The sequence below is a fragment of the Kitasatospora sp. MAA19 genome (assembly GCF_029894125.1).
In the GTDB taxonomy this organism is placed as follows: Bacteria; Actinomycetota; Actinomycetes; order Streptomycetales; family Streptomycetaceae; genus Kitasatospora.
In genome coordinates this window covers 47,909-73,766 of sequence record NZ_JARXYZ010000038.1, presented here as the reverse complement: position 1 = coordinate 73,766, position 25,858 = coordinate 47,909, and the positions used below count along the sequence as shown (strand labels likewise).

Sequence of the window (25,858 nt, the reverse complement as noted above, 5' to 3'; positions counted from 1 at the left end):
TCCCCGCTCCGAAAAGCGAATCCGACCGCAACCCAATAAAACGAGCACGCCGAATAAGAACCGAGACGCGACAAGACGCGACCCAGCCCGAACCGAGAAGTGGTGTTTCGAAGGATTGGCTACCTCGGGACCGTCCGCGCAATCGCGTGTCCGGTGCTCCCTGCCAGGCAGCTCGAAGAACTCTACGCGCTATCGCGGGAGGATGCAAACGGCGGGCAAAGCGCAAAGGGCCGGCCGGACCCCGGGGAGAGGGGTCCGGCCGGCCTGGCCGCGGAGCGGGGCTCAGCTGTTGGTGGGGAAGCCGAGGTTGATGCCGCCGTGCGACGGGTCCAGCCAGCGCTGGGTCACGGCCTTGCCGCGGGTGAAGAACTGCACGCCGTCCGGACCGTACGCGTGGGCGTCGCCGAACAGGGAGGACTTCCAGCCGCCGAAGGAGTAGTAGGCGACCGGGACCGGGATCGGCACGTTGATGCCAACCATGCCGACCTCCACCTCGAACTGGAAGCGCCGGGCCGCACCGCCGTCGTTGGTGAAGAGGGCAGTGCCGTTGCCGTACGGGTTCGCGTTGATCAGCGCCAGGCCCTCGTCGTAGGAGGCGACGCGCACCACGGAGAGGATCGGGCCGAAGATCTCGTCGTTGTACACGGACATGCCGGGCTTCACGTGGTCGAACAGGGTGGGGCCGAGCCAGAAGCCGTCCGAGGTCGGGGCGCCGTTCTTGTCTTCGGCGGTGACCGGGTGCTTGCGACCGTCCACCGCGAGCTCGGCGCCGTCGGCGACACCGGACTCGACGTAGGAGGTGACCTTGTCGCGGTGCTGGCCGGTGACCAGCGGGCCCATCTCGGAGTCGCCGTTGCAGCCGGGGCCGACCTTCAGGGTGGCGATGCGCTGCTTGATCTTGTCGACCAGCTCGTCGCCGATCGGGTCGACGGCGACCAGGACGGACACGGCCATGCAGCGCTCACCGGCCGCACCGAAGCCGGCGTTGACGGCGGCGTCGGCGGCGAGGTCGAGGTCGGCGTCGGGCAGCACCAGCATGTGGTTCTTGGCGCCGCCCAGGGCCTGCACGCGCTTGCCGTAGCGGGTGCCGGTCTCGTAGACGTAGCGGGCGATCGGGGTGGAGCCGACGAAGCTGACGGACTTGATGTCCGGGTGCTCCAGCAGGCGGTCCACCGCCGCCTTGTCGCCGTGCACGACGTTGAAGACGCCGTCCGGCAGGCCGGCCTCCTTCCACAGCTCGGCGAGGAAGTTGGCGGCGGACGGGTCCTTCTCCGAGGGCTTCAGGACGACCGTGTTGCCGGCCGCGATGGCGATCGGGAAGAACCACATCGGCACCATGGCCGGGAAGTTGAACGGCGAGATGATCGCGACCGGGCCGAGCGGCTGGCGGATCGAGTAGACGTCGATGCCGGTGGACGCCTGCTCGGTGAAGCCGCCCTTGACGAGCTGCGGGATGCCGCAGGCGTACTCGACGACCTCCAGACCGCGGGCGATCTCGCCGAGCGCGTCGGAGTGGACCTTGCCGTGCTCGGACACGATGATCGCGGCCAGCTCGTCGCGGCGGGCGTTCAGCAGCTCGCGGAAGGCGAAGAGCACCGTGGTGCGCTTGGCGACCGAGGCGGTGCGCCACTCGGCGAAGGCCGAGGCGGCGGCGGCCACGGCCTGGTCGACCTCGGCGATCTCGGCGAAGTCGACGTGGCCGGCGACCTGGCCGGTGGCCGGGTCGAAGATGTCACCGCGGCGGGGCGCCGCGCCGGCGGTGGCGACCGGCTTGCCGCCGATCCAGTGAATGGTGTGCTTGCTCAAGGTCCGTCTGCCTCCGAAGTCCCGGGCGGCATGCTGCCGCCGGTCCTGTCTGGCGCCGCCCGCTTGTGGGCCGGGCGACGGGATTCACGGGGCTACCGCGCTCGTCTCCCAGTCTGGTGGCCACCGTGCCCGGCCTCAATGAACAGGCTGACGGTGATCCCGGATTCAGCCTTACAGGTCGTCCGGTTGCTCGGCCGAAGAGGTGAATGCCGAACGCGTGAATGCCGAACGCGTGAATGCCGAAAGCGTGAATCCGGATCGCCCGCCGGGGCTCAGGACGTCTCGCCCTCCGGGTACGGGTCCCGCGACTCCTCGTCCTCCAGGTACGGGTCGTGCAGACCGTCGGCGGCCTCCTGCGTCTCCAGCAGGTCCAGCCGCAGGTCCTGTGCCCAGACGAGCGCCCACCGCTTCAGCCCGTCCACCGCCTCCGCCGCGACGCCCCGGGCGCGGAACCGGCCGTCCGCCGCCTCGGCCAGCGTCTCCAGTCGGTCGGCGAGCGCCGCGGGCTGGAAGTCGGCATCCAACTCGGTTGCCAGTGCGAGGAGTTCACCCTCCCGGTAGCAGTCGGTGAGGGCGTGCACGTCGATCAGGTCGCGCGGCATGCCCCGGTCCACCAGCAGCGCGGTGGTCAGCGCGGCGGCGTCCTCCAGGGCGACGACAGGCAGGACCACCGGCGGCTCACCGGACGGGGGCGCGCCGAGGTCGAACCGGACCGGCCGGTGGGCCAGCGGTTCCTTCCGCAGCTCCACCGAGTGCGACCGCCCGCCGAGCGCGAGCCGGACGGTGAGCTGTTCCAGGCGCGGCGTGCCCGGGCGCTCGGCGACCCCGCCGCCGGCCGCACGGTAGGCCCCGGCCAGCGCGGCGGCCACCTCCGGCAGGTCGGCACCGCCGGTCACCAGGGTGAGTCCGTCCTGCGGGCAGGCCGCGACACCGTGGGCGCGCAACGCGTGCCCGCCGGCCACGGCGAGCCCGTACCGGCCGCAGACGGGGGCGGCCAGTGCGGCGAGGCGCAGCTGGGCCGGGCCCGGTCGAAGGGGCGCGTCGACGGCGTCCGGGGCGGTGGTCACGCCTCCAGTCTGACCCGACCACCCGTCCCGCGCGCCACCGGCAGCCCAGCGCCACCGACGCCCGACGGCCACCGCGCACCCCGGACCACCGACGGCCCAGACCACCGACGGCCCGGGTCCGGTCTCACCAGCCGCTGAGCCCGGCCGCGGCCTCGTGCAGGGCGAGCTCCAGCAGCACCGGGTCGTTGAGCCGTCCGGACCCGTCGGGTGGGACCAGCCAGCGCACCCCGCGGCTGCTTCGCTCGGGGTGCGGGACCACGATCCAGGTGCCCTCCCCGGCAGCGCGCACGCCCGTGCCGATCCAGCGGGCGGCGGTGCCCACGGGCACCAGGAAGGTGACGTGCTCGTCCCCGAAGTCGGTGAGGACGGGACCGCGGGAGCCGTTGTCCAGAACCTCCAGGGCCGGGCGCCCGAGCCGTCCGGGGACGGAGAGGACGTCCCAGCGGCGGCCTGCCGGTAGCAGCATCAGGCCCAGCCCGGTGCGCTCCCACTGTTCCCGGAAGGCCTCCGGGTCCGGTGCCACCTGGGCGAGCCAGTGCAGTCCGGTGATCTCCATGTCTGTCCCCGCTTCTTGCCGCTCGTACTGGTCGGATCGTCCCGGTCAGGACGCGGCGGGGAAACCGAGACCCGCCGTCACCAAGAAAGAGGTGGACGGCGGGTCTCTCTTACACGGGATGCGCGGGATGCGCTCGCACGGGCTCACCCGGGCTCACCCGGGATGCCCGGGGCACCCGGACGGCCCGGGAACCGGGCGGATCGCTGCCCGGTCAGCTGTCGAAGCCGAGCCCCAGCCGGTCGAGCGTGCGCAGCCAGAGGTTGCGGTGGCCGCCGTTGCGGTCCGCGCGCTCCAGCGACCGGGTGGTGATCTCGATCCCGGCCCAGCGCACCGGCTCGGGCGGGAACGGCAGCGGCTTGCTGCGCACCATGTCCAGCGAGGTGCGCTCGGTGCGCTCGCCGGAGAGCAGGTCGAGCATCACCTCGGCGCCGAAGCGCGTCGCGCCGACGCCGAGCCCGGTGTACCCGGCCGCGTACGCGACCTTGCCCCGGTAGGCGGTGTCGAAGAACGCCGAGAACCGGCTGCAGGTGTCGATGGCACCGCCCCAGGCGTGGGTGAAGCGCAGGCCCTCCAGCTGCGGGAAGCAGCGGAAGAAGTGGTTCGCCAGGGTGCGGAAGGTCTCCGGCCGCTGGTCGTACTCGTGCCGGACGTGGCCGCCGTAGTGGTAGACCGCGTCGTAACCGCCCCAGAGGATCCGGTTGTCGGCGGAGAGCCGGAAGTAGTGGAACTTGTTGGCGCTGTCGCCGAGCCCCTGCCGGCCGCGCCAGCCGATCGCGGCGAGCTGCTCGTCGCTGAGCGGCTCGGTCATCAGCGCGTAGTCGTACACCGGCGCGATGTACGGGCGGACCCGCTTGACCAGCGACGGGAACACGTTGGTGCCGAGCGCGACGCGGCGGGCGAAGACCCGCCCGTACGGGGTGCGGACGGCCATGCCGCTGCCGTACTCCCGCAGGTCGGTGGCCCGGGTGTGTTCGAAGATCCGGACGCCCTGGCCCAGGCAGGCGTCCCGGAGGCCCCAGGCGAGCTTGGCGGGGTGGACCATCGCCACGCCCTCCTTGTCCCAGAGGCCGCCGAGGAAGGTCGGCGAGTTCACCTCGGCGCGCAGCGCGTCGGCGTCCAGGACGGTGATGTCGAAGCCGTACCGGGCGACGGCCTCGGCGATCTCGTGGAGTTCCTCCACCTGGTGCGGCTGGGTGGCGACATCGATCTCCCCGGTGCGCTCCCACTCGGCGTCGATGCCGTACCGCTTGAGGGTGGCCTCGATGCCGTCCAGGTTGGCGGCACCGAGGCGTTCCAGCTGGGCGAGTTCGGCGGGCCAGCGCTGCAGGCCGTTGCCGAAGCCGTGGGTGAGGCTGGCCGCGCAGAATCCGCCGTTGCGCCCGGACGCGGCCCACCCGACCTCGTTGCCCTCGACCAGCACGACGTCCAGTGAGGGGTCGCGTTCCTTGGCGATGAGGGCGGTCCAGAGGCCGGAGTAGCCGCCGCCGACGACCAGCAGGTCGCAGGTGGTGTCGCCGACCAGGGCGGGCAGGGCCGCCGGCCGACCGGGATCCTCCAGCCAGAAGGGGGTGGGCCTGGCGTCACTGAGTGCGCGGGCGGAGTCCATGCATTATCAGCCACTTTCTGTACTTAGGCGATGGTTTGTTCGGCCACCATGACCCAACGGTACGGCGCGCGACCGTACGTCAGGCGGTGGCCTTCCGGCGGTTGCCCAGCCACTGTCCGGCGACGGTCAGCGCGACGGCGGCGATGAACATCGCGGTGCCGATGACGTTCACCTGCACCGGGATGCCGCGCTGCGAGGCGCCCCAGACGAACATCGGGAAGGTGACCGTGGTCGGGCCCGAGTTGAACTGGGTGATGATGAAGTCGTCGAAGGAGAGCGCGAAGCTGAGCAGCGCGCCGGCGGCGATGCCGGGGGCGGCCAGCGGCAGGGTGACCCGCAGGAAGGTCTGGACGGGGGTCGCGTAGAGGTCCTGGGCGGCCTGTTCGAGCCTCGGGTCCATGCTCATCACGCGCGCCTTGACCGCCGTCACCACGAAGCTGAGGCAGAACATGATGTGCGCGATGAGGATGGTGGTGAAGCCGAACGGGATGCGCATGTTGAGGAACAGCGTGCCCAGCGAGGCGGCCATGACCACTTCGGGCATGGCCATCGGCAGGAAGATCATCGCGGTGGTGGCCGAGCGGCCGCGGAAGCGGTAACGGGCCAGGGCGAAGGCGACCATGGTGCCGAGCACGGTGGCGCCGATGGTGGCGAGCACCGCGATCTGCAGGCTGAGCGAGAGCGACTGGCACATGTCGGCCACGCCGCAGGGATTGGTCCAGGCGTCGGTGGAGAACTCGTTCCACTCGTAGTTGAACTTGCCGACCGGCTTGTTGAACGAGAAGGCGAGCACGACCAGGTTGGGCAGCACCAGGTAGGCGAGGGCCAGCAGGCCGGCCAGCACCACCAGGTGGGTGCGTATCCACTTGATAATCCGGGACATCAGACCAGTTCCTCCGTCCCGGCCTTGCGCATGTAGACCGTCACCATGCCCAGGATCAGGGCCATCAGGATGAAGCTCAGCGCAGCCGCCGTGGGGTAGTCGAGCACGTTCAGGAACTGCTTCTGGATGCCGTTGCCGACCATCTGCTCGCTCGGCGAGCCCAGCAGCTGGGCGTTGATGTAGTCGCCGGAGGCCGGGATGAAGGTGAGCAGGGTGCCGGCGACCACACCGGGCAGCGAGATCGGGAAGGTGACCTTGCGGAAGGTGGTGAACGGCCGGGCGTACAGGTCGCCGGCGGCCTCGTGCAGACGCGGGTCGATCCGCTCCAGCGAGGTGTACAGCGGCAGGATCATGAACGGCAGGAAGTTGTAGGTCAGACCGCAGACCACGGCGAGCGGCGTGGCGAGCACCCGGTCACCGGAGGTGAGGCCGAGCGCGTTGGTGACGTCCAGGACGTGCAGGGTGTTGAGCACGCCGACCACCGGCCCGCCGTCGGACAGGATGGTCTTCCAGGCCAGCGTGCGGATCAGGAAGCTGGTGAAGAACGGCGCGATTACCAGGATCAGGATGACGTTGCGCCAGCGCTTGCTCGCCTTGAAGGCGATCGTGTACGCGAGCGGGTAGCCGACGGCCAGGCAGAGCACGGTGGCGATGCCCGCGTAGGAGAACGAGCGGACGAAGTGCCACTTGTACTCGACCAGGGCGTCCCAGTAGGTCGAGAGGTGCCAGGTGACCTTGAAGCCCGCTTCGAGCGAGCCGGTCTGCAGCGAGGTGGACGCCTGGTAGACCATCGGGACGGCGAAGAAGACGACGAGCCAGGCGATGCCGGGCAGCAGCAGCCAGTACGGGGTGAGCTTGCGCTTCACCTTGGACGCCGGCTCCGGCAGGGGGATGACCTGCGGCGGCGCGGCCGGGGTGGTGGTGGTCATGCGGCCTCCTCCGCGGTGCCCGCGTCGATCGCCTGCGCGGCGTCCAGGGCGAAGGAGTGCGCCGGGTTCCAGTGCAGCAGCACGGCGGCGCCGGGGACGATCCGGGCGTCGCGCTCCATGTTCTGCTCGAAGACGGTGACCTCCTGGCCGCCGTCGGTGCGCACGACGTACTGGGTCGAGACGCCGATGAAGCTGGAGTCGAGGACGGTGCCGGCCAGCCGGTTGCGGCCGTCGGCGACCTCGGCGGAGGCGTGCGCGATGGTGATCTTCTCCGGGCGTACGCCGAGGTGGACCTGCTTGGCGTCGGTGGCGCAGCGCGCCTTCGGCACGGCGAGGCGGGCGCCGGCCGCGGTGAGCAGCAGGTCGCCGCCGTCGGTGCCGGTGACCTCGGCGGGCAGCAGGTTGGACTGGCCGAGGAAGTTGGCCACGAAGGTGGTGCCGGGGTTCTCGTACAGCTCCGCGGGCGCGCCCAGTTGCTCGACCCGGCCGCCGTTCATCACCGCGATGGTGTCGGCCATGGTCATGGCCTCCTCCTGGTCGTGGGTGACGTGCACGAAGGTGATGCCGACCTCGGTCTGGATCCGCTTGAGCTCCAGCTGCATCTGGCGGCGCAGCTTGAGGTCGAGCGCGCCGAGCGGCTCGTCGAGGAGCAGCACCTGCGGGTGGTTGATCAGGGCGCGGGCGACGGCGACGCGCTGCTGCTGGCCGCCGGAGAGCTGGTGCGGCTTGCGCCGGGCGTACTGGCCGAGTTCGACCAGTTCCAGCATCTCGTCGACCTGCTTCTTGACGTCCTTCTTCCCGCGGCGGCGCAGGCCGAAGGCGACGTTCTCGAAGATGTCGAGGTGCGGGAAGAGCGCGTAGCTCTGGAAGACGGTGTTCACCGGCCGCTTGTACGGGGGCAGGGCGGTGACGTCCTGGCCGCCGATCAGGACGGTGCCGCTGGTGGGCTCCTCCAGGCCGGCGATCATGCGCAGGGTGGTGGTCTTGCCGCAGCCGGAGGCGCCGAGCAGGGCGAAGAAGGAACCCTGGGGGACGGTGAGGTCGAGCGGGTGGACGGCGGTGAAGGCGCCGTAGGTCTTGCCGATGCCGGTGAGCCGGACGTCGCCGCCGGCGGCCGCGTCGCGCTGCTGGTCTGTCATGGGGTGTCTTCCTGGTCTTCTCTGCCGGAGTGGGGGTCAGGCGCCGATGAGCTTGGAGAACTTCTGCTCGAAGTCGCTCTCCTCGGTCTCGGTGAGGGTGCGGAACACGTGCGCCTTGGCCGCCATCTCGGGGGTGGGTACGACCAGCGGGTTGGCCGCGCTGTCCGGGGCGAGGGTGGCGAGTTCCTCCTTCATCCCGGTGACGGCGGAGACGAAGCCGATGCCCGCGACCAGCTGCGCCGCGATCTTCGGCTGATAGTAGAAGTCGATCAGCTTCTCCGCGTTCGCCTTGTGCTGGGCCCGGGCCGGGATCAGCATGTTGTCCGTCGAGGAGACGTAGCCCTTCTCCGGGATGACGAACTCGATGTCCGGGTTGTCGGCGCGCAGTTGGATCAGGTCTCCACCCCAGGCGACGCAGGCCGCGATGTCGCCGGAGGACAGCTCCTGGCCGTAGTCGTTGCCGGTGAAGCGGCGGATCTGCTTGCTGTCGACGCCCTTCTGCAGCCGGGCGACGGCGGCGTCGTAGTCGTCGGCGGTGAACTTCGCCGGGTCCTTGCCGAGGTCCAGCAGGGTGATCCCGATGCTGTCGCGCATCTCGGAGAGGAAGGTGACCCGGCCCTTGAGGTCGGGGTCGTCCAGCAGTTGGGAGACGCTGGTGACCTCCTTCCCCTTGGTCGCCTTCTTGTTGTAGGCGATGACGACCTGGATGCCGGCCCAGGGGTAGGAGTAGAGCCGGCCCGGATCCCAGTCGGGGGCGCGGAAGCGCGAGTCGACGTTGGTGATCGCGGTGGTGACGTTCGCCGGGTTGAGCTTCTGCGCCCAGCCGAGCCGGATCAGCCGGGCGGCCATCCAGTCGGTGAGCACCATCAGGTCGCGGCCGGTGTCCTGGCCGGACGCCAGCTGCGGCTTGATCTTGCCGAAGAACTCGACGTTGTCATTGACGTCCTCGTTGTACCGGACCTTGATGCCGGTGGCCGTGGTGAAGGCGTCCAGGGTGCCGTGCTTCTGCTTGTCCTTCTCGTCGGTGTCCACGTACAGCGGCCAGTTGGAGAAGTTGACCTCCTTCTCGGTCTCCGAGAGGTCCTTGGCGGCGTTGGCGGTCGAGTCGCCGCCGGCGGTCTTGGCCGCCGGGATGCCGCAGGCGGCCAGGGTGCCCGCCCCGGCGGTCAGCGCGGCGGCCCGCAGCAGGGTGCGGCGGCCGATCGCGGCCCGGCCGCTGGTCAGACTGCGTTCCCAGGCCTTGCGGACCGGTTCGGGCAGACCGTCGGTGAACTCGTTGAACGCCATGGAACGGGCCTCCTGGGGGTAAGAGGTCGAAGCGGGGCACCCGGGGGCGGCGCCCCTGGCCGGTGTTATCTGTCTCCGAAGACGGTGCGGTGCCAGTCCTTGCGGGCGACCGCGGTGGTGTCGAACATGACGTGCTTGACCTGCGTGTACTCGTCCAGCGAGTACTGGGACATGTCCTTGCCGTAGCCGGACGCCTTGTAGCCGCCGTGCGGCATCTCGCTGATGATCGGGATGTGGTCGTTGACCCAGACGCACCCGGCCGCGATCTCCCGGGTGGCGCGCAGCGAGCGGTGCACGTTGCCCGTCCAGGCGGAGGCGGCCAGGCCGTAGGGGGTGTCGTTGGCCAGTCGCAGGCCCTCGTCGTCGGTGTCGAAGGGCAGCACCACCAGCACCGGGCCGAAGATCTCGCCCTGGACCACCTCGCTGTCCTGGGCGGCACCGGTGATCAGGGTGGGCAGGTAGTACGCGCCGCGGGTGAGGTCGGTGCCGTCGTGGCCCTTCTCCGGCGCGCGGCCGCCGGTGACGACGGTGGCGTACGAGCGGGCGCGCTCGACGAAGCCGGCCACCCGGTCCCGGTGGGTGTACGAGACCAGCGGGCCGAGGTCGGTGTGCGGGTCGAGCGGGTCGCCGACCCTGATCGCGGCGTACAGCTCGGCCACGCCGGCCACGAACGCGTCGTACAGCGGGCGCTGGACGTAGGCGCGGGTGGCGGCGGTGCAGTCCTGGCCGCCGTTGATCAGCGAGGCGGCGACCGCGCCGTGCACGGCGGCGTCGAGGTCGGCGTCGTCGAAGACCACGAACGGGGCCTTGCCGCCGAGCTCCAGGTGGGTGCGCTTGACGCTCGCGGTGGCGAGTTCGGCGACCCTCCGGCCGACCGGGGTGGAGCCGGTGAAGGAGACCATCGCGATGTCCGGGTGCGAGACCAGGTGCTCACCGGTGGTGCGTCCGGCGCCGGTCACGACGTTGACCACGCCGTCCGGGATGCCCGCCGCCGTGCAGGCCGCCGCGAACATCAGCGAGGTGAGCGGGGTGAGCTCGGACGGCTTGAGCACGATGGTGTTGCCCGCCGCGATCGCCGGCAGGATCTTCCAGGCGGCCATCTGCAGCGGGTAGTTCCACGGCGAGATCGAGCCGACCACGCCGATCGCCTCGCGCCGCACGTAGGAGGTGTGGTCGCCGGAGTACTCGCCGGCCGCCTTGCCCTCCAGGTTGCGGGCGGCGCCCGCGAAGAACACGGCGTTGTCGATGGTGCCGGGGACGTCGAACTCGGTGGCCAGCTTGACCGGCTTGCCGGTCTGCGCGGTCTCCACCCGGGCGAGGTCGGCGCCCGCGTCGGTCAGGACTGCGGCCAACCTGGTCAGCGCCTCGGACCGGGCGCCGGGGGTGGCGCCGGACCAGCCGGGCAGGGCGGCCTTCGCGGCGGCGACGGCCGCGTCGACGTCCTCGGTGGTGGCCAGGGCGACCTGCTCGACCACGCTGCCGTTCGCGGGGTTGACGATCTGGAAAGGCTCGCCGCTCCCCCGGGTCCGGCGGCCCGCGATGTACTGCGCGCCCGCGCCGAAGTCGGTCAGGTCCATCTGGTTCCTCCAAGTGCCGGTGGATCGACTGCCCACGACGGATTCAACGGTTCCCGCGGTGGGGGAATCCGACCGGCTGATCACCGGGGTTGCGCGATCCTGGCAGTCCGGCGGATTCCGGACAAGGGATTCCGCTGTTGCATTCCGGTCAACGCGACGGATTCCGGCGTGAGGTCTGTTTTTCGCCACAGCCGACCCGCTGACCATGCCCGTTACCGCCCCGGCGTGACAAGGGTCACTGCGACAACCTCGGCGTAAAGGGCCTTACAGGGTGCAAGGGTTCACCGAGGGCGACAGGTCGTCGCCGGGATGGATGATTTACCTGACACTCTGGTCCCCCCGAGACCCCGGAGGCCCCCGCGATGCTCCCCACCGTCGCCCGCGTGCTCGACCTGGAGGTGATGCGGCGCGGCCTGCCCCAGGTCGTCGCCGGCGCCGACCACCTGGAGCGGCCGGTCCGCTGGGTCCACGTGAGCGAGCTGCCCGACGTCGCCGGGGTGCTCCAGGGCGGCGAACTGGTGCTCACCACCGGCATCGCGCTGCCCGACGACCGCGAAGGCCTGGCCCGCTACGTCCGCGAGCTGGACGAGGTGGGGGTCGCCGGCCTGGTCGTCGAGTACGGCCGGCGCTACTTCGACTCGCTGCCCCGCGCCCTGGTGCACGCCGCCGAGCAGCGCGGCCTGCCGCTGATCACGCTCCGCCGCGAGCTGCGCTTCGTCGCCGTCACCGAGGCCGTGCACGCGCTCGTGGTCAACGCCCAGCTGGAGCAGCTGCGCATCTCCGAGTCCGTCCACCAGGTGTTCAACGAGCTGGTGGTGGAGGGCGCCGAGCCGCCCGAGGTGATCCGCCAGGTGGCTCGGATGGCGGGCGCGCCGGTCGTCCTGGAGAACCTGGCCCACCAGGTGCTCGCCCACGACACCGCCGGACGCCCGGAGGCCGAGCTGCTGGAGGACTGGGAGCGCCGCTCGCGCGGGGTCCGCCCGCCCGGCCGCACCGGCCACGACCCGCGCAGCGGCTGGCTGGTGACGACGGTCGGCGCCCGCGGCCAGGACTGGGGCCGGCTGGTCCTGGTGCAGGAGCCGGGCGCGCTGCCCGGCGGCGAGGCGCACCCGCACACCATGCTGCTGGAGCGCGGCGCCTCCGCGCTGGCGCTCAACCGGCTGGTGGTGCGCGACCGGGAGAGCCTGGAGCGGCAGACCCACCGCACCCTGCTGTCCGGTGTCCTCACCCACGCGCTGACCGTCTCCGAGGTCGCCCTGCGCGCCCAGGCGCTCGGCGTCCCGCTGGAGGGCCGCCGACTGGTCGGGGTGGTGCTGCGGCAGCGGCGCGGCCCGATCCCGGCCGCCCTGGAGGCGCAGGCCCGGCTGCGCGACTTCACCGAGCTGGCCGCCGGAGCCGTGCGGGCCTGCCGGCTCTCCGCCCTGGTCGGCGCGCTGGACGACGAGGGCGTCGGCGTGCTGATCGCGCTCGGCGCCCAGCAGGACGAGCACGCCGCGCTGGACGCCTTCTCGGCCACGCTGCGCCGGATGTCGGCCGAGGCCGGGCGGGAGAACGCCCCGGTACCGGCGCCGGTGGTCGCGGTCGGCTCCTCGGTCGGCTCGGTCCGGGACGCCCGGCGCACCCTGCTGGAGGCCACCCAGGTCGCCGACGCGGCCCTGCACGACGCACCCGGCGGGCGGGCCGCCTCGTACTACCGGCTGCCGGACGTCCGACTGCGCGGCCTGCTCCACCTGCTACGCGACGACGCCCGGCTGCAGACCTACGTGGAGCGGGAGTTGGGCCCGCTGCTGGCCCACGACGCCGAGCACAACGGCCAGTTGGTGCAGATGCTGCGGATCTACCTGGAGCAGGGCCGGAACAAGTCGGCGGCGGCCGACGCCGCACACCTGTCCCGGCCGTCCTTCTACGACCGCCTGCACAAGGTCGAGCGGATCCTCGGCGTCGACCTCGACCAGGTGGAGTCCTGCCTGTCCCTGCACGTGGCGCTGCTCGCCCTGGACGCCGTCCGCCGCTGACCGTCAGACCCCGGTGATGCGCCCCCAGACCTTGTGCAGCGCGGGCCGCTCGTCCGAGGTGACGTCGCGCATGGTGTGCAGCCGGGCGCGCATCTCGTCGGTCGGGAAGAGCAGCGGGTTCTCGGCCAGTTCGGCCTTGTCCTTGTCGCCGCTGGCCGCCAGCACCTCGCGGGCGGCCGGCACCGGGCAGATGTACTGGACGAACGCGGCGAGTTCGGCGGCCACCTCGGGCTGGTAGTAGTGGTCGATCAGCAGCTCGGCGTTGCGCTTGTGCCGGGCCCGGTTGGGGATCAGCAGGCTCTCCGCCCACAGTTCGCCGCCCTCCTCCGGCACCACGAACTCGATGTCCGGGTTCTGGGCGGTCAGTTGGACGGCGTCGCCGGAGTAGGCCTGGCAGGCGACGGCCGCTCCGGAGGCGAGGTCGCTGGTGTAGTCGTTGCCGGTGAAGCGGCGGATGTGGCCGGTGTCGACCATCTTCTGCACGATGTCCATCGCCCGGTGCGCGTCGTCGTCGCCGAACCGGGAGACGTTCGCGCCCTGGGAGAGCATCAGCAGCCCGAGCGCCTCGTCCAGCCCGGCGAACAGGGTGACCCGGCCCTTGAGGTCGGGCGCCCACAGGTCCGCGGTGGACTTGAGCTCCCGGCCGAGCGCCTTGCGGTTGTACGCGATGCCGGTGATCCCGGACTGCCAGGGCACGCTGCGCCGGCGCCCGGGGTCGAAGGCCGGATCGGCGAGCTGCGGGTCCAGGTTGGCGGTGACGTTGGGCAGGTTGTCCCGGTCCATGGCCTGCACCCAGCCGAGCGAGACGTACCGGCCGGCCATCCAGTCGCTGATCACCATGAGGTCCCGGCCGGGGTCGGCGCCCTGGGTGAGCACCGGGCTGATCTTGCCGAAGAACTCGTCGTTGTCGTTGATGTCCTCGGTGTAGGTGACCTCGATGCCGGTCCGCTCGGTGAAGGCGTCCAGGGTCGGCCGGTGCCCCTCGTCATCGGTGTCGATGTACTGCGTCCAGTTGGAGAAGGCGAGCCGCTTCTCGCGGTCCGAGCGGTCCGGGATCGAGCGACGGTCCTCGGCGACGTAGGCGGACGGGATGCCGCAGCCGGTCAGCGTGCCGGCGCCGAGCAGCGCGGCCCCGCCGAGCACCGAACGTCGGCGTATCGAGCGGGAGTTGCGGGGGCGGGTCAGGGTGGTGGCGCTGAGCATGGGAGGCCTCCGGAGCGTGGGACGGCCCCGGGCGTGCGCGACACACCCGGGGCCGTCCGATCGGTACGTCAGACGGTGTGCGCGTCGGCGAGCGACAGCACCTCGTCCAGCACCGCGAGGCCGGACTTGGCCTCCTCCGCGGTGACGGTGCACGGCGGGACGACGTGGAAGCGGTTCATGTTGACGAACGGCCAGAGCCCGCGCTGCTTGCAGGCGGCGGCCAGCTCGGCCATCGGCGCGTTGGCGGCGCCGGCGGCGTTGTACGGGACCAGCGGCTCGCGGGTCTCGCGGTTCTTCACCAGGTCGAGCGCCCAGAACACGCCGAGGCCGCGGACCTCGCCGATCGAGGGGTGCCGCTCGGCCAGCGCGCGCAGGCCGGGGCCGAGCACGGTCTCGCCGATGTGCTTGGCGTTCTCGACGATGCCCTCCTCCGCCATGGCGTTGATGGTGGCGACGGCCGAGGCGCAGGCCAGCGGGTGGCCGGAGTAGGTGAGCCCGCCGGGGAACGCCCGCTCGGCGAAGGTGGCGGCGATCTCGGCGTTGATCGCCACGCCGCCCAGCGGGACGTAGCCCGAGTTGACGCCCTTGGCGAAGGTCAGCAGGTCCGGGGTGATGCCCCAGTGGTCGGCGGCGAACCACTCGCCGGTGCGGCCGAAGCCGGCCATCACCTCGTCGAGGATGAAGACGATGCCGTAGCGGTCGCAGATCTCCCGCACCCCGGCCAGGTAGCCGGCCGGCGGGATCAGGATGCCGGCGGTGCCGACCACGGTCTCCAGGATGATCGCCGCGACGGTGCCGGGGCCCTCGAAGGCGATCACCTGCTCCAGGTGCTCCAGCGCGCGCTCGCACTCCTGCGCCTCGTTCTCGGCGTGGAAGTTGGAGCGGTAGGCGTACGGGCCCCAGAAGTGCACCACTCCGGAGACGCCGGTCTCGTTGGCCCAGCGGCGCGGGTCGCCGGTGAGGGCGATCGCGTTGGCGGTGGCGCCGTGGTACGAGCGGTAGGTCGACATGACCTTCTGCCGGCCGGTGTGCAGCCGGGCCAGCCGGATGGCGTTCTCGACCGCCTCGGCGCCGCCGTTGGTGAAGAAGATCTTGTCGAGGTCGCCGGGGGTGCGCTCGGCGATCAGCCGGGCGGCCTCGCTGCGCGACTCGACGGCGAACCCGGGGGCGATGGTGCAGAGCTTCGCCGCCTGCTCCTGGATCGCCGCGACCACCTTCGGGTGCTGGTGACCGATGTTGGTGTTGACCAGCTGGGAGGAGAAGTCGAGGTAGCGGTTGCCGTCGTAGTCCCAGAAGTACGAGCCCTCGGCGCCGGCCACCGCGAGGGGGTCGATCAGCGCCTGGGCGGACCACGAGTGGAAGACGTGCGCGCGGTCGGCGGCCTTGACGGCCTGGCCGGCGGCTGAGTCAGCGGTGGGGATGCTCATGCCGGTAAGGCTAGGGAGTCCCGGCCCCGAAGGGCAGTTTCATCTTGTCAGTCGGTCACGCGAACGGCCGACAGGATGCAAAGACACCGGGCCCGGGTCGAAAAGACCCGGGCCCATTGTCAGTTCACCCGATGGACGCGCGTACTCGGATCGCGGTCATCCTGCGCCCAATGGTAACGACCCGCTAGATCGCGGTCATCCTGCGCCCGATGGTCACGACCCGCTAGATCGCGGTCATCCTGCGCCCGATGGCCATGACCCGCTAGATCGCGGTCATCCTGCGCCCGATGGCCATGACCCGCTAGATCGCGGTCATGACGTGCTTCACCCGGGTGTAGTCCTCGAAGCCGTAGGACGACAGGTCCTTGCCGTAGCCGGACTTCTTGAAGCCGCCGTGCGGCATCTCGGCGACCAGCGGGATGTGGGTGTTGATCCAGACGCAGCCGAAGTCCAGCCGGCGGGACATCCGCATGGCGCGGGCGTGGTCCTTGGTCCACACCGAGGAGGCGAGCGCGAACTCGACGCCGTTGGCGTAGTCCACGGCCTGGTCCTCGTCGGTAAACCTCTGCACGGTGATGACCGGGCCGAAGACCTCGTTCTGGATGATCTCGTCGTCCTGGCGCAGGCCGGAGACGACGGTCGGGGCGTAGAAGTAGCCCTGGTCGCCGACCTGGTGGCCACCGGCCTCGACCTTGGCGTGGGCGGGCAGCCGCTCGATGAAGCCGGCCACCTGCTTGAGCTGGTTGGCGTTGTTCAGCGGGCCGTACAGCACGTCCTCGTCGTCCACGCCGCCGGTCTTGGTCTCAGCCGCGGCCTTGGCCAGCGCCTCGACGAAGGCGTCGTGGATCGACTCGTGCACCAGCACGCGGGTGGCGGCGGTGCAGTCCTGGCCGGCGTTGAAGAAGCCCGCCACCGAGATGCCCTCGACGGCCTCGGCGATGTCGGCGTCCTCGAAGACCACGACCGGGGCCTTGCCGCCCAGCTCCAGGTGGACGCGCTTGACGTCCTTGGCGGCCGACTCGGCGACCTGGATGCCGGCCCGGACCGAACCGGTGATGGAGGCCATCGCCGGGGTCTCGTGCTCGACCATCAGCCGACCGGTCTCGCGGTCGCCGCAGATGACGTTGAAGACGCCGGCCGGCAGCTCCAGGTCCTTGAGGATGCCGCCGATGATCTCCGCGAGCAGCACGGTGGAGGCCGGGGTGGTGTCCGAGGGCTTCAGGACGACGGCGTTGCCCGCGGCGATGGCCGGGGCGAACTTCCAGACCGCCATCATCATCGGGTAGTTCCACGGCGCGACCTGGGCGCAGACACCGACCGGCTCACGGCGGATGATCGAGGTCATCCCGTCCATGTACTCACCGGCGGCCTTGCCCTCCAGCAGGCGGGCGGCGCCGGCGAAGAACCGGATCTGGTCCACCATCGGGCCGACCTCCTCGGAGAGAGTCAGCGCGCGGGGCTTGCCGGTGTTGCGGACCTCCGCGTCGACGATCTCGTCGGCCCGCGCCTCGATCGCGTCGGCGATCTTGAGCAGCAGCTTCTGGCGGGTGCTCGGGGTGGCGTCGCGCCAGATCGGGAACGCCGCGGCGGCCGAGGCCATGGCGGCGTCCACATCGGCGGCACCGGACAGCGGGGACGTCGCGTAGACCTCGCCGGTGGTGGGGTCGACGATGTCGAGGGTGCGGCCGTCCGCCGCGTCGACGAACTCACCGTTGATGTAGTTGCGCAGCGTGCGAAGGTCGCTCACGGGGTCTCTCCTCGGTCTGGGCCTGCGGCGTTGCAGATTCCGGCGCCATGGTACGTCGGCGGGCCCGGCGTACGAAGGGTGCCGAGTGACCGGGCCCTGGACGGCGCGGTCCACTGGTTTGGGGGAACGCGCGCTGCGCTGCGGGGCGGCGCGCGTACCGTGCCAGGGTAGCCGCACGACTGCCGGTATCGACAGACGTAGCACTCACCGACGATGAAATCCGTACACGTTTTCCAAGATCGCGACGAAATCAGCAGATTCCTCGCTTGCGAACAGGGGAACGATCGGGCACAGTGGCGGCGTGGCCAACCGCGACCGAACCGCGAGCGTTCCCCTCGACGCCGCCTCCAAGGCGATCATCGAGCAGCTCCAGGAGGACGGACGCCGCCCGTACGCCGCCATCGGCAAGGCCGTCGGCCTGTCCGAGGCGGCCGTGCGCCAGCGCGTCCAGAAGCTGCTCGACCAGGGCGTGATGCAGATCGTCGCCGTCACGGACCCGCTCACCGTCGGCTTCACCCGCCAGGCGATGGTCGGCATCCGGGTCGAGGGTGATATCGAGCCCGTCGCCGACGCGCTGGCCGCCCTCGACGAGGTCGACTACGTGGTCTGCACCGCAGGCTCGTTCGACCTCCTGGCCGAACTGGTCTGCGAGGACGACGAGCACCTGCTCGAAATGATCAACAAGCGCATCCGCGCGCTTCCCGGCGTGCGGAGCACCGAGAGCTTCGTCTACCTGAAGCTCCGGAAACAGACCTACACCTGGGGCACCCGATGACAGCCGACCCGGCGCAGAAGGACCTTTCCAAGACCGCCTACGACCACCTGTGGATGCACTTCACCCGCATGTCGTCGTACGAGAACTCCCCCGTGCCGACGATCGTCAGGGGCGAAGGCACCTACGTCTGGGACGACAAGGGGCGCAAGTACCTCGACGGCCTCGCCGGCCTGTTCGTCGTCCAGGCCGGCCACGGCCGCGAGGAGCTCGCCGAGGCCGCCGCCAAGCAGGCCAAGGAGCTCGCCTTCTTCCCGGTGTGGAGCTACGCCCACCCGAAGGCCGTCGAGCTGGCCGAGCGCCTGGCCAACTACGCCCCGGGCGACCTGAACAAGGTCTTCTTCTCCACCGGTGGCGGCGAGGCCGTCGAGACCGCCTGGAAGCTCGCCAAGCAGTACTTCAAGCTGACCGGCAAGCCGACCAAGTACAAGGTCATCTCGCGCGCCGTCGCCTACCACGGCACCCCGCAGGGTGCCCTGTCCATCACCGGCCTGCCGGGCCTGAAGGCCCCGTTCGAGCCGCTGGTGCCGGGCACCCACAAGGCCCCGAACACCAACATCTACCGCGCCCCGGCCTTCCTCGAAGGCCCGGACGGCACGGTCGACCCCGAGGCCTACGGCCGCTGGTGCGCCGACGAGATCGAGGTGGCCATCCTCAACGAGGGCGCCGAGACCGTCGCCGCCGTCTTCGTCGAGCCGGTGCAGAACGCCGGTGGCTGCTTCCCGCCGCCGCCCGGGTACTTCCAGCGCCTGCGCGAAATCTGCGACCGCCACGACGTGCTGCTGGTCTCGGACGAGGTCATCTGCGCCTTCGGCCGCCTGGGCACCATGTTCGGCGCCGACAAGTTCGGCTACCAGCCCGACATGATCACCTGCGCCAAGGGCATGACCTCGGGCTACTCCCCGATCGGCGCCACGATCATCTCGGACCGCCTCGCCGAGCCGTTCTACAAGGGTGACAACACCTTCCTGCACGGCTACACCTTCGGTGGCCACCCGGTCTCCTCCGCGGTGGCGCTGGCCAACCTCGACATCTTCGAGCGCGAGGGCCTGAACCAGAAGGTGCTGGACAACGAGGGCGCCTTCCTGAGCACCCTGAACAAGCTGCGCGACCTGCCGATCGTCGGCGACGTCCGCGGCAACGGGTACTTCTACGGCATCGAGCTCGTGAAGGACAAGGTCACCAAGGAGTCGTTCAACGACGACGAGGTCGAGCGCGTGCTCTACGGCTTCCTGTCGAAGGCCCTGTTCGACAACGGCCTGTACTGCCGCGCCGACGACCGTGGCGACCCGGTCATCCAGCTGGCCCCGCCGCTGATCTCCGACCAGTCGACCTTCGACGAGATCGAGCAGATCCTGCGGACCAGCCTCACCGACGCGTGGGCGAAGATCTGACCTCCTGATCCTCCTTCCCCACCCTCCGCCGAAGGGCGGTCCCACTTCCCCGGGACCGCCCTTCGGCGCTTTCCAGCACGCTCCACCCGACAAACATGCCTGATTGCGGGTGATTTGCCCGCGATGGACCTGAGCGCCGCAACCGCACCGGGTCCCAGTCGTTCTAATCTGACGACTGTCATATCCCTGCGGCCATCCAGGATGGAACCTCATGTCAGCGGCACCGCCTGACAACGACGTGCTGTGGGCCCGGGGGATCGTCAAGTCCCATCACGGCACCCCCGCTCTGCGCGGCATCTCGATCGGCGTCCGCGAGGGCGAGGTGCTCGCCGTCACCGGACCGCGCGGCTCCGGAAAGAGCACCCTGCTCGGATGCCTCTCCGCCCTCCTCCCGGTCGACAAGGGCGAGGTCTGGTTCAACAGCGCGCCCGTCCACACCCTCGGCCGGGCCGGCCGCGAACGGCTGCGCCGCGACCGCTTCGGCTTCGTCGGCTCCGAACCGCACCTGGTGCCCGAACTGACCGCCCGGGAGAACGTCGCGCTGCCGCTGCTGCTCGCCGGCGCCGGCAACAAGGCCGCGTACACCGCCGCCGACGAATGGCTGGAGCGCCTCGACGTCGGCGAGGTCGCCCGGCAGCGCCCCGAGCGGCTGGTCCGGAGCCAGTGCCAGCGGATCGCCGTCGCCCGCGCCCTCGCCCCGCTGCCGCCGGTGGTCTTCGCCGACGACCCCACCGCCCCGCTGCACCGCGAGGCCTCCGACCAGGTCCTGCGGATACTGACCAGCGCGGCCCGCTCGCACCAGCTCACCCTCGTCCTGGCCACTCACGACCCCGAGCTCGTCCGGTTCGCGGACCGCGCCGTCGCCCTCGTCGACGGACGGCTCACCGCCCCCGCCGCCCCCGTCCCGCGCGGCACCGCCGCCCCGGGGACGGCCAGTGCGTCCGCCGTCTCGGCAACCCGCCGCTGACGACGCCGAGCCGCTGAAAGAGTCGACGTGTTCTATCTCCGTCTGGCCCGGGGCTACCGGGTGCCCGACCTCGGCCGCTGGCTGCTCACCACGCTGGCCGCCGCCGTGGTCGCGGCCTTCCTGCTGCGCTCCCTCGGCCGGGCGATGAGCGACCCGCTCGGCGGCGAGGACGCGCTGGAGCGGCTGCTCTGGTGCCTCCCCCCGCTCGCCGCCGTCGCCTGGTTCGCGGCCGTCACCGCCCGCGCGGTGCCCGCCCAGCAGCCCGAACGGATCACCGGCCTGCGCGCCGCCGGAGCCGGCTCCGGCGGGGTCCGCACCCTGATCGCCGGCGAGGTCGCACTCGCCTGCGCCCTCGGCAGCGTGCTCACCCTGCTGGCCTTCCTGGTCCTGCGCAACGACATCGCCGGGCCCACGCTCGCCCCCGACCTCGGCATGGGTGTGCCGCTGCCGGCCGCCGCACCGGTCACCCTGCTCGCCCTGGTGCCGCTCACCGCCGGGATCGCCGCCGCCTGCGCGGTGCCGCTCGACGAGACCCTGCCCGGCGGCCGCACCCGTGCCCACGGCCCGACCGGCTTCGGCGCCTGGCGGATCGCCCTGCCGGTCGGGCTCTCCGTGATCGGCCTCGCCCTCGAACTCATCGCCCTGCGGCCCGGCGCCGCCGTCGACGACCGGCCGATCCACCTGCCCGCCGGGCTCGGCACCACCAGCACCGCCGCGTTCGGCGGCTGGGCCGCCAGCGCACTCGGGCTCGCCCTGCTCACCGGCCCGCTGCTGTCCTGGACCGGACGGCTGCTCGCCCTCGGCCGGCCCACCCCGCTGCGGCTGCTGGCCGGCCGCGGACTCACCGCCCAGGCCCGCCGCCTCGGCCCGCCGCTGGCCGTGCTCACCCTCGCCCTCGCGATGGTGCTCACCACCATCCGCTACTGGATCGGCACGCCCGACAGCGCCGACGCGCTGCCGGCCATCGAGGCCTGTCTGGTGCTCGGGTGCGCGGCGGCGGCCGTGGCCGTCCGGCTGACCGAGGTCCGCACCGACCGCCGGGGCGTCACCGACGCGCTGCTGCGCCTGGGCACCTCGCCCCGGCTGCTGTTCGGCGCGGTCGCGCTGCGCACCCTGGCGGTGGGCACCACGCTGCTGGTGACCGGCGGGGCGACCGCCGCGCTGGCGGCCGCCGGTCTGCGCTGAGGCGGGTCCGGCCACTCCCGCCGGGCGGGCGACGCGAAGGGTCGGACCCGCCTCAGGCCCGTCCTACCGGGTCAGCCCGCCGCGGCGAGCTGACCGCAGGCGCCGTCGATCTCCTGGCCGCGGGTGTCGCGGACGGTCGTCGGCACCCCGTGCGACTGGAGCCGGCGGACGAACTCGCGCTCGTCCTCGGGCCGGGAGGCGGTCCACTTGGAGCCCGGCGTCGGGTTCAGCGGGATCAGGTTGACGTGCACCCGGTGGTTCTTGATCAGCCGGCCGAGCAGGTCCGCCCGCCACGCCTGGTCGTTGATGTCCTTGATCAGCGCGTACTCGATGGAGATCCGCCGGCCGGACTTCTCCGCGTAGTTCCACGCGGCGTCCAGCACCTCGGCGACCTTCCAGCGGGTGTTCACCGGCACCAGCTCGTCGCGCAGCTCGTCGTCCGGGGCGTGCAGCGACAGCGCCAGGCGGCAGCTGAGGCCCTCGTCCGCGAGCCGGTTCATCGCCGGGACCAGGCCGACGGTGGACACCGTGATACCGCGCTGGGACAGGCCGAAGCCGTCCGGCGCCGGGTCGGTCAGGCGGCGGATCGCGGCCAGCACCCGGTTGTAGTTGGCCAGCGGCTCGCCCATGCCCATGAAGACCACATTGGACAGCCGCGCCTCGCCGCCGGGGATCTCGCCGTCCTTGAGCGCGCGCATCCCGGCGGCGATCTGCTCGACGATCTCGGCGGTGGAGAGGTTGCGGGTCAGCCCGGCCTGGCCGGTCGCGCAGAACGGGCAGTTCATGCCGCAGCCCGCCTGCGAGCTGATGCACATGGTGACCCGGTCCGGGTAGCGCATCAGCACCGACTCGACGAGCGTGCCGTCGAAGAGCTTCCACAGCGTCTTGCGCGTGGTGTCGTCGTCGCAGGAGACGTGTCGGACCACCGACATCAGCTCCGGCAGCAGGCTCCCGGTGAGCTTCTCCCGGCTGGCGGCGGGGATGTCCGTCCAGCCCGCCGGGTCGTTCGACATCCGGCCGAAGTAGTGATTGGAGAGCTGCTTCGCGCGGAACGGCTGCTCGCCCAGCTCGGCGACGGCCTCCTTGCGCTCGGCGGGGCTCAGGTCGGCGAGGTGTCGCGGGGGCTTGGCGCCACGCGGCGCGACAAAGGTCAGTTCTCCGGGCTTAGGCATGGTTCATCCAGTGTCGCAGACGCCGGACGCACGCCAGGACGCGCGAGGGCCCCGGACGCGCGGGCGTCCGGGGCCCTTCGACCGCTCGGCGCGTCAGCTGCCGACGAAGGCCGCCAGCAGCAGCCAGACCACCGGGGCGGTCGGCAGGAGCGAGTCCAGCCGGTCCATGATGCCGCCGTGGCCGGGCAGCAGCGTACCCATGTCCTTGATCCCGAGGTCGCGCTTGATCATCGACTCGCCCAGGTCGCCCAGGGTCGCGGTGACCGCCGCGCAACCGCCCAGGATCAGTCCCTGCCACCAGCTGCCGCCGTCGATGATCAGCTGCATCAGGACGGCGCCCGCCAGCATCGACAGGCCGATGCCGCCGGCCAGGCCCTCGCGGGTCTTGCCCGGGCTGATCGTCGGGGCGAGCTTGGTCCTGCCGAACTTGTAGCCCACCGCGTAGGCACCGGTGTCGCTGCAGATCGTGACGATCAGGAACAGCACGATCCGCTGGGGGCCGTCGTCCGCCGCCAGCATCAACGCCACGAAAGTGGCCAGGAACGGCACGTAGAAGGCGGTGAACACACCGGCCGTTATGTCCCGCAGGTAGTTCTCCGGCGGCTCGACCATCCGCCAGACCATCACCGCCAGTCCGGTCAGCACGAGCGAGGCCGCGGCCCACTGCACCCCGGCCCAGTAGCCGGTGGCGAGCATCGCGATGCCGCCCGCGACCAGCGGGACCAGCGGCGCCTTGATCTGCTTGCGCTCGGCGAGTCGGCTGGTCAGCTCCCAGACTCCGACCGACACCGCGGCCATCACGACGAACAGGAACAGCGCCTTCACCACGAACAGCGAGGCGATGATCACCACACCGAGACCGACCCCGACGCCTATGGCGGCCTGGAGGTTACGGCCACCGCGCTGCTTGCGCGGCTGCGGCTGCGGGGTGGACTGGGCGGCCACGGGTGTCTCCTGCCCTGGATGGGACGACGGCACGAAGCGGGGCTGCCCGGCCGCCGGGTGGCTCGGCGGCGGCACGGGAGGCACCGGGGCCCCCGGGTACGGCGGGGCGCCGCGGCCGGGGGCGGGGGTGACGTCATCGGATATCGCGCGCAGCACGACCGTCTCCGTCACGCCGGGCACCGCCGCCTCGGGCTGCTCGTCCCGGAACAGCGGGCCGCTCAGCCGGCCGGCCTCCCGGGACTGGCCGGCGGCGGGATCGGCCGACCGGCCGGGGACCGCCGGGGGTGCCTGGTCCGGCGCGCCGGGGAACGGACCGGGGTCGGCCGGTACGGGAGGCATGACCTGAGTCTCCTCCGCGTCGCCGCCCCAGTACACCGGAGGCTGCTGCGGGTGATCCGAACGGTGACCGGGGGCGGCCGGTGCACCTCCCGGCGCACCCGGGTAGGCGGCCTGGCCGCCCGGGTGGCCGGGGTAGCCCTGGGCCTGCGGCGGCGCCGGGTACTCGCCGTACCCCGGCGCCGGGTGCGCCTGCTGCGGCGGTGCCTGCGGCGCCGGCCGGTAGGGCTGGAACTGCTGGTCGGACGGGCCCCAGTAGCCAGGGGCGTCAGGGGCGTCGTTCATCAGACTTCGAGCAGCTCGGCTTCCTTGTGCTTCAGCAGCTCGTCGACGGCGGCCACGTACTTGGCCGTGGTGTCGTCGAGCTCCTTCTCGGCACGGCGGCCGTCGTCCTCGCCGACCTCGCCGTCCTTGACCAGCTTGTCGATGGCGTCCTTGGCCTTGCGGCGCACCGCGCGGATCGAGACCTTCGCGTCCTCGCCCTTGCCACGGGCGACCTTGATGAACTCCCGGCGGCGCTCCTCGGTCAGCTCGGGCAGCACCACCCGGATGATGGAGCCGTCGTTGGACGGGTTGACGCCCAGGTCGGAGTCCCGGATCGCCTGCTCGATCGCCTTCAGCGCGGTCTTGTCGAACGGCGAGACGACCGCCATCCGGGGCTCCGGCACCGAGAACGAGGCCAGCTGGTTGATCGGCGTCACGGCGCCGTAGTACTCGGCGACGATCTTGGCGAACATCGCCGGGTGGGCACGGCCGGTGCGGATGGCGGCGAAGTCGTCCTTGGCGACGGCAACGGCCTTCTCCATCTTCTCCTCGGCTTCGAGGAGGGTCTCTTCGATCACTGTGATCTCCCTGTCCGGTTCATCTGCGGTTGTCCCGACCGGTATCGGCGTCGAGGCCGGTCACGGCGACGGCGCCGCCCCGTACGGCTGGTTGCTGCTCAGGCCCGGACAGAATCCTGGCTGATGAGTGTGCCGATCTTCTCACTCTTCACCGCACGCGCGATATTGCCCTCCGCCAGCAGCTCGAAGACCAGCATCGGAAGGTTGTTGTCCTTGCACAGCGTGATCGCGGTGAGGTCGGCGACCTTGAGGTCGCGCGCGATGACCTCGGAGTACTCCAGCGCGTCGAACTTCACCGCGTCCGGGTTGGTCCGGGGGTCGGAGTCGTAGACGCCGTCCACGCCGTTCTTGCCCATCAGCAGGACGTCGGCGTGGATCTCCAGGGCCCGCTGGACGGCGGTGGTGTCGGTCGAGAAGTACGGCATGCCCATACCGGCGCCGAAGATCACCACACGGCCCTTCTCCAGGTGCCGGACGGCCCGCAGCGGCAGGTACGGCTCGGCGACCTGACCCATGGTGATGGCGGTCTGGACCCGGGTCTCGATGCCCTCCTTGACCAGGAAGTCCTGCAGTGCCAGGCAGTTCATCACGGTGCCGAGCATGCCCATGTAGTCGGAGCGCGCCCGGTCCATGCCGCGCACCTGCAGCTCGGCGCCCCGGAAGAAGTTGCCGCCGCCGATGACCACCGCGACCTCGGTACCGGCGCGGACGACGGTGGCGATCTCCCGGGCGATCGCGTGCACGACGTCCGGGTCGACGCCGAGTCCGCCACCACCGGCAAAGGCTTCACCGGACAGCTTGAGCAGCACCCGGCGGCGCGAGCCGGCCTTGGGGTCCTGCGCGGTCTCCTGCGTCTCCTGCATGGACTTCTCCTTTTTGCACCTACTGGCTCACAGGCGCGGGTGTGCGGATGCCCGGCCTGCGCGTACGCGAGAGGAGGCCACTGCCGCGGGAACCGGTTCGGTGTCCTGCACGGCAATGGCCTCCTCGTCGTTCATGGTGC

At 71.2% G+C, this 25,858-nt stretch carries 21 protein-coding genes; 5 read left to right on the top strand and 16 right to left on the bottom strand.

Going from position 1 to position 25,858, the window contains the following annotated elements:
* Window positions 1-282: 282 nt before the first annotated feature.
* The 9 genes from P3T27_RS35160 to P3T27_RS35120 all read right to left on the bottom strand — a co-directional run bounded on the left by P3T27_RS35160 (window position 283) and on the right by P3T27_RS35120 (window position 10,850).
* Entirely contained in the window at window positions 283-1,806 is a 1,524-nt protein-coding gene (locus P3T27_RS35160) for a CoA-acylating methylmalonate-semialdehyde dehydrogenase (protein WP_280685358.1), read from the bottom strand.
* 272 nt (window positions 1,807-2,078) lie between these two features.
* Entirely contained in the window at window positions 2,079-2,873 is a 795-nt protein-coding gene (locus P3T27_RS35155; RefSeq protein WP_280685357.1) for a nucleotidyl transferase AbiEii/AbiGii toxin family protein, read from the bottom strand.
* Window positions 2,874-2,997: 124 nt separating this feature from the next.
* A complete protein-coding gene (locus P3T27_RS35150; RefSeq protein ID WP_280685356.1) occupies window positions 2,998-3,429 on the bottom strand; it encodes a bifunctional DNA primase/polymerase in 432 nt (143 codons plus the stop codon).
* A gap of 211 nt (window positions 3,430-3,640) precedes the next feature.
* A complete protein-coding gene (locus tag P3T27_RS35145; RefSeq protein ID WP_280685355.1) occupies window positions 3,641-5,035 on the bottom strand; it encodes an FAD-dependent oxidoreductase in 1,395 nt (464 codons plus the stop codon).
* Window positions 5,036-5,114: 79 nt separating this feature from the next.
* On the bottom strand, window positions 5,115-5,918 hold the full coding sequence (locus P3T27_RS35140; RefSeq protein ID WP_280685354.1) for an ABC transporter permease: 804 nt from the start codon (window positions 5,916-5,918) through the stop codon (window positions 5,115-5,117).
* Entirely contained in the window at window positions 5,918-6,847 is a 930-nt protein-coding gene (locus P3T27_RS35135) for an ABC transporter permease (RefSeq protein ID WP_280685353.1), read from the bottom strand. The genes P3T27_RS35140 and P3T27_RS35135 overlap by 1 nt, the downstream gene beginning before the upstream one ends.
* Complete coding sequence (locus P3T27_RS35130; RefSeq protein WP_280685352.1) at window positions 6,844-7,986, bottom strand: ABC transporter ATP-binding protein; 1,143 nt, start codon at window positions 7,984-7,986, stop codon at window positions 6,844-6,846. Before P3T27_RS35130 ends, P3T27_RS35135 begins: the two co-directional genes overlap by 4 nt.
* A 36-nt stretch (window positions 7,987-8,022) precedes the next feature.
* A complete protein-coding gene (locus tag P3T27_RS35125) occupies window positions 8,023-9,273 on the bottom strand; it encodes a spermidine/putrescine ABC transporter substrate-binding protein (protein ID WP_280685351.1) in 1,251 nt (416 codons plus the stop codon).
* Window positions 9,274-9,338: 65 nt separating this feature from the next.
* A complete protein-coding gene (locus P3T27_RS35120) occupies window positions 9,339-10,850 on the bottom strand; it encodes a gamma-aminobutyraldehyde dehydrogenase (protein WP_280685350.1) in 1,512 nt (503 codons plus the stop codon).
* A gap of 362 nt (window positions 10,851-11,212) precedes the next feature.
* Here P3T27_RS35120 and P3T27_RS35115 point away from each other — a divergent pair, with 362 nt between their 5' ends.
* On the top strand, window positions 11,213-12,865 hold the full coding sequence (locus P3T27_RS35115; protein WP_280685349.1) for a PucR family transcriptional regulator: 1,653 nt from the start codon (window positions 11,213-11,215) through the stop codon (window positions 12,863-12,865).
* A 3-nt stretch (window positions 12,866-12,868) separates the two neighbouring features.
* Here P3T27_RS35115 and P3T27_RS35110 read toward each other — a convergent pair whose 3' ends face one another.
* The 3 genes from P3T27_RS35110 to P3T27_RS35100 form a co-directional block, all read right to left on the bottom strand.
* Entirely contained in the window at window positions 12,869-14,068 is a 1,200-nt protein-coding gene (locus P3T27_RS35110; RefSeq protein WP_280685348.1) for a spermidine/putrescine ABC transporter substrate-binding protein, read from the bottom strand.
* 68 nt (window positions 14,069-14,136) lie between these two features.
* On the bottom strand, window positions 14,137-15,495 hold the full coding sequence (locus P3T27_RS35105; protein ID WP_280685347.1) for an aspartate aminotransferase family protein: 1,359 nt from the start codon (window positions 15,493-15,495) through the stop codon (window positions 14,137-14,139).
* A gap of 301 nt (window positions 15,496-15,796) precedes the next feature.
* Window positions 15,797-17,242, bottom strand: coding sequence for a gamma-aminobutyraldehyde dehydrogenase (locus P3T27_RS35100; RefSeq protein ID WP_280685346.1), 1,446 nt, complete (start codon window positions 17,240-17,242; stop codon window positions 15,797-15,799).
* 301 nt (window positions 17,243-17,543) lie between these two features.
* Here P3T27_RS35100 and P3T27_RS35095 point away from each other — a divergent pair, with 301 nt between their 5' ends.
* From P3T27_RS35095 to P3T27_RS35080, 4 genes are all read left to right on the top strand, one after another.
* Entirely contained in the window at window positions 17,544-18,017 is a 474-nt protein-coding gene (locus P3T27_RS35095) for an Lrp/AsnC family transcriptional regulator (RefSeq protein WP_280685345.1), read from the top strand.
* Complete coding sequence (locus P3T27_RS35090; RefSeq protein ID WP_280685344.1) at window positions 18,014-19,408, top strand: aspartate aminotransferase family protein; 1,395 nt, start codon at window positions 18,014-18,016, stop codon at window positions 19,406-19,408. Before P3T27_RS35095 ends, P3T27_RS35090 begins: the two co-directional genes overlap by 4 nt.
* Before the next feature lie 211 nt (window positions 19,409-19,619).
* The gene (locus P3T27_RS35085; RefSeq protein WP_280685343.1) at window positions 19,620-20,375 is read left to right on the top strand and encodes an ATP-binding cassette domain-containing protein; all 756 of its coding nucleotides are present in this window, start codon (window positions 19,620-19,622) and stop codon (window positions 20,373-20,375) included.
* A gap of 27 nt (window positions 20,376-20,402) precedes the next feature.
* Window positions 20,403-21,560: a hypothetical protein gene (locus P3T27_RS35080; protein WP_280685342.1), complete on the top strand. Its 1,158-nt coding sequence runs from the start codon at window positions 20,403-20,405 to the stop codon at window positions 21,558-21,560.
* Window positions 21,561-21,631: 71 nt separating this feature from the next.
* Here P3T27_RS35080 and rlmN read toward each other — a convergent pair whose 3' ends face one another.
* The 4 genes from rlmN to pyrH all read right to left on the bottom strand — a co-directional run bounded on the left by rlmN (window position 21,632) and on the right by pyrH (window position 25,718).
* The gene (rlmN, locus tag P3T27_RS35075) at window positions 21,632-22,732 is read right to left on the bottom strand and encodes a 23S rRNA (adenine(2503)-C(2))-methyltransferase RlmN (protein WP_280685341.1); all 1,101 of its coding nucleotides are present in this window, start codon (window positions 22,730-22,732) and stop codon (window positions 21,632-21,634) included.
* A gap of 93 nt (window positions 22,733-22,825) precedes the next feature.
* Complete coding sequence (locus P3T27_RS35070) at window positions 22,826-24,298, bottom strand: phosphatidate cytidylyltransferase (protein WP_280685340.1); 1,473 nt, start codon at window positions 24,296-24,298, stop codon at window positions 22,826-22,828.
* Window positions 24,298-24,855: a ribosome recycling factor gene (gene frr, locus P3T27_RS35065; protein ID WP_280685339.1), complete on the bottom strand. Its 558-nt coding sequence runs from the start codon at window positions 24,853-24,855 to the stop codon at window positions 24,298-24,300. The genes P3T27_RS35070 and frr overlap by 1 nt, the downstream gene beginning before the upstream one ends.
* Window positions 24,856-24,953: 98 nt before the next feature.
* The gene (pyrH, locus tag P3T27_RS35060) at window positions 24,954-25,718 is read right to left on the bottom strand and encodes a UMP kinase (protein ID WP_030056790.1); all 765 of its coding nucleotides are present in this window, start codon (window positions 25,716-25,718) and stop codon (window positions 24,954-24,956) included.
* Between the last annotated feature and the right edge of the window lie 140 nt (window positions 25,719-25,858).

Bases quoted from the DNA above. Each gene is read 5' to 3' on its own strand.
- P3T27_RS35150 (WP_280685356.1), bottom strand. From the start codon at position 3,429: ATGGAGATCACCGGACTGCACTGGCTCGCCCAGGTGGCACCGGACCCG.
- P3T27_RS35145 (WP_280685355.1), bottom strand. From the start codon at position 5,035: ATGGACTCCGCCCGCGCACTCAGTGACGCCAGGCCCACCCCCTTCTGG.
- P3T27_RS35140 (WP_280685354.1), bottom strand. From the start codon at position 5,918: ATGTCCCGGATTATCAAGTGGATACGCACCCACCTGGTGGTGCTGGCC.
- P3T27_RS35135 (WP_280685353.1), bottom strand. From the start codon at position 6,847: ATGACCACCACCACCCCGGCCGCGCCGCCGCAGGTCATCCCCCTGCCG.
- P3T27_RS35130 (WP_280685352.1), bottom strand. From the start codon at position 7,986: ATGACAGACCAGCAGCGCGACGCGGCCGCCGGCGGCGACGTCCGGCTC.
- P3T27_RS35125 (WP_280685351.1), bottom strand. From the start codon at position 9,273: ATGGCGTTCAACGAGTTCACCGACGGTCTGCCCGAACCGGTCCGCAAG.
- P3T27_RS35120 (WP_280685350.1), bottom strand. From the start codon at position 10,850: ATGGACCTGACCGACTTCGGCGCGGGCGCGCAGTACATCGCGGGCCGC.
- P3T27_RS35115 (WP_280685349.1), top strand. From the start codon at position 11,213: ATGCTCCCCACCGTCGCCCGCGTGCTCGACCTGGAGGTGATGCGGCGC.
- P3T27_RS35110 (WP_280685348.1), bottom strand. From the start codon at position 14,068: ATGCTCAGCGCCACCACCCTGACCCGCCCCCGCAACTCCCGCTCGATA.
- P3T27_RS35105 (WP_280685347.1), bottom strand. From the start codon at position 15,495: ATGAGCATCCCCACCGCTGACTCAGCCGCCGGCCAGGCCGTCAAGGCC.
- P3T27_RS35090 (WP_280685344.1), top strand. From the start codon at position 18,014: ATGACAGCCGACCCGGCGCAGAAGGACCTTTCCAAGACCGCCTACGAC.
- P3T27_RS35085 (WP_280685343.1), top strand. From the start codon at position 19,620: ATGTCAGCGGCACCGCCTGACAACGACGTGCTGTGGGCCCGGGGGATC.
- rlmN (WP_280685341.1), bottom strand. From the start codon at position 22,732: ATGCCTAAGCCCGGAGAACTGACCTTTGTCGCGCCGCGTGGCGCCAAG.
- P3T27_RS35070 (WP_280685340.1), bottom strand. From the start codon at position 24,298: ATGAACGACGCCCCTGACGCCCCTGGCTACTGGGGCCCGTCCGACCAG.
- pyrH (WP_030056790.1), bottom strand. From the start codon at position 25,718: ATGCAGGAGACGCAGGAGACCGCGCAGGACCCCAAGGCCGGCTCGCGC.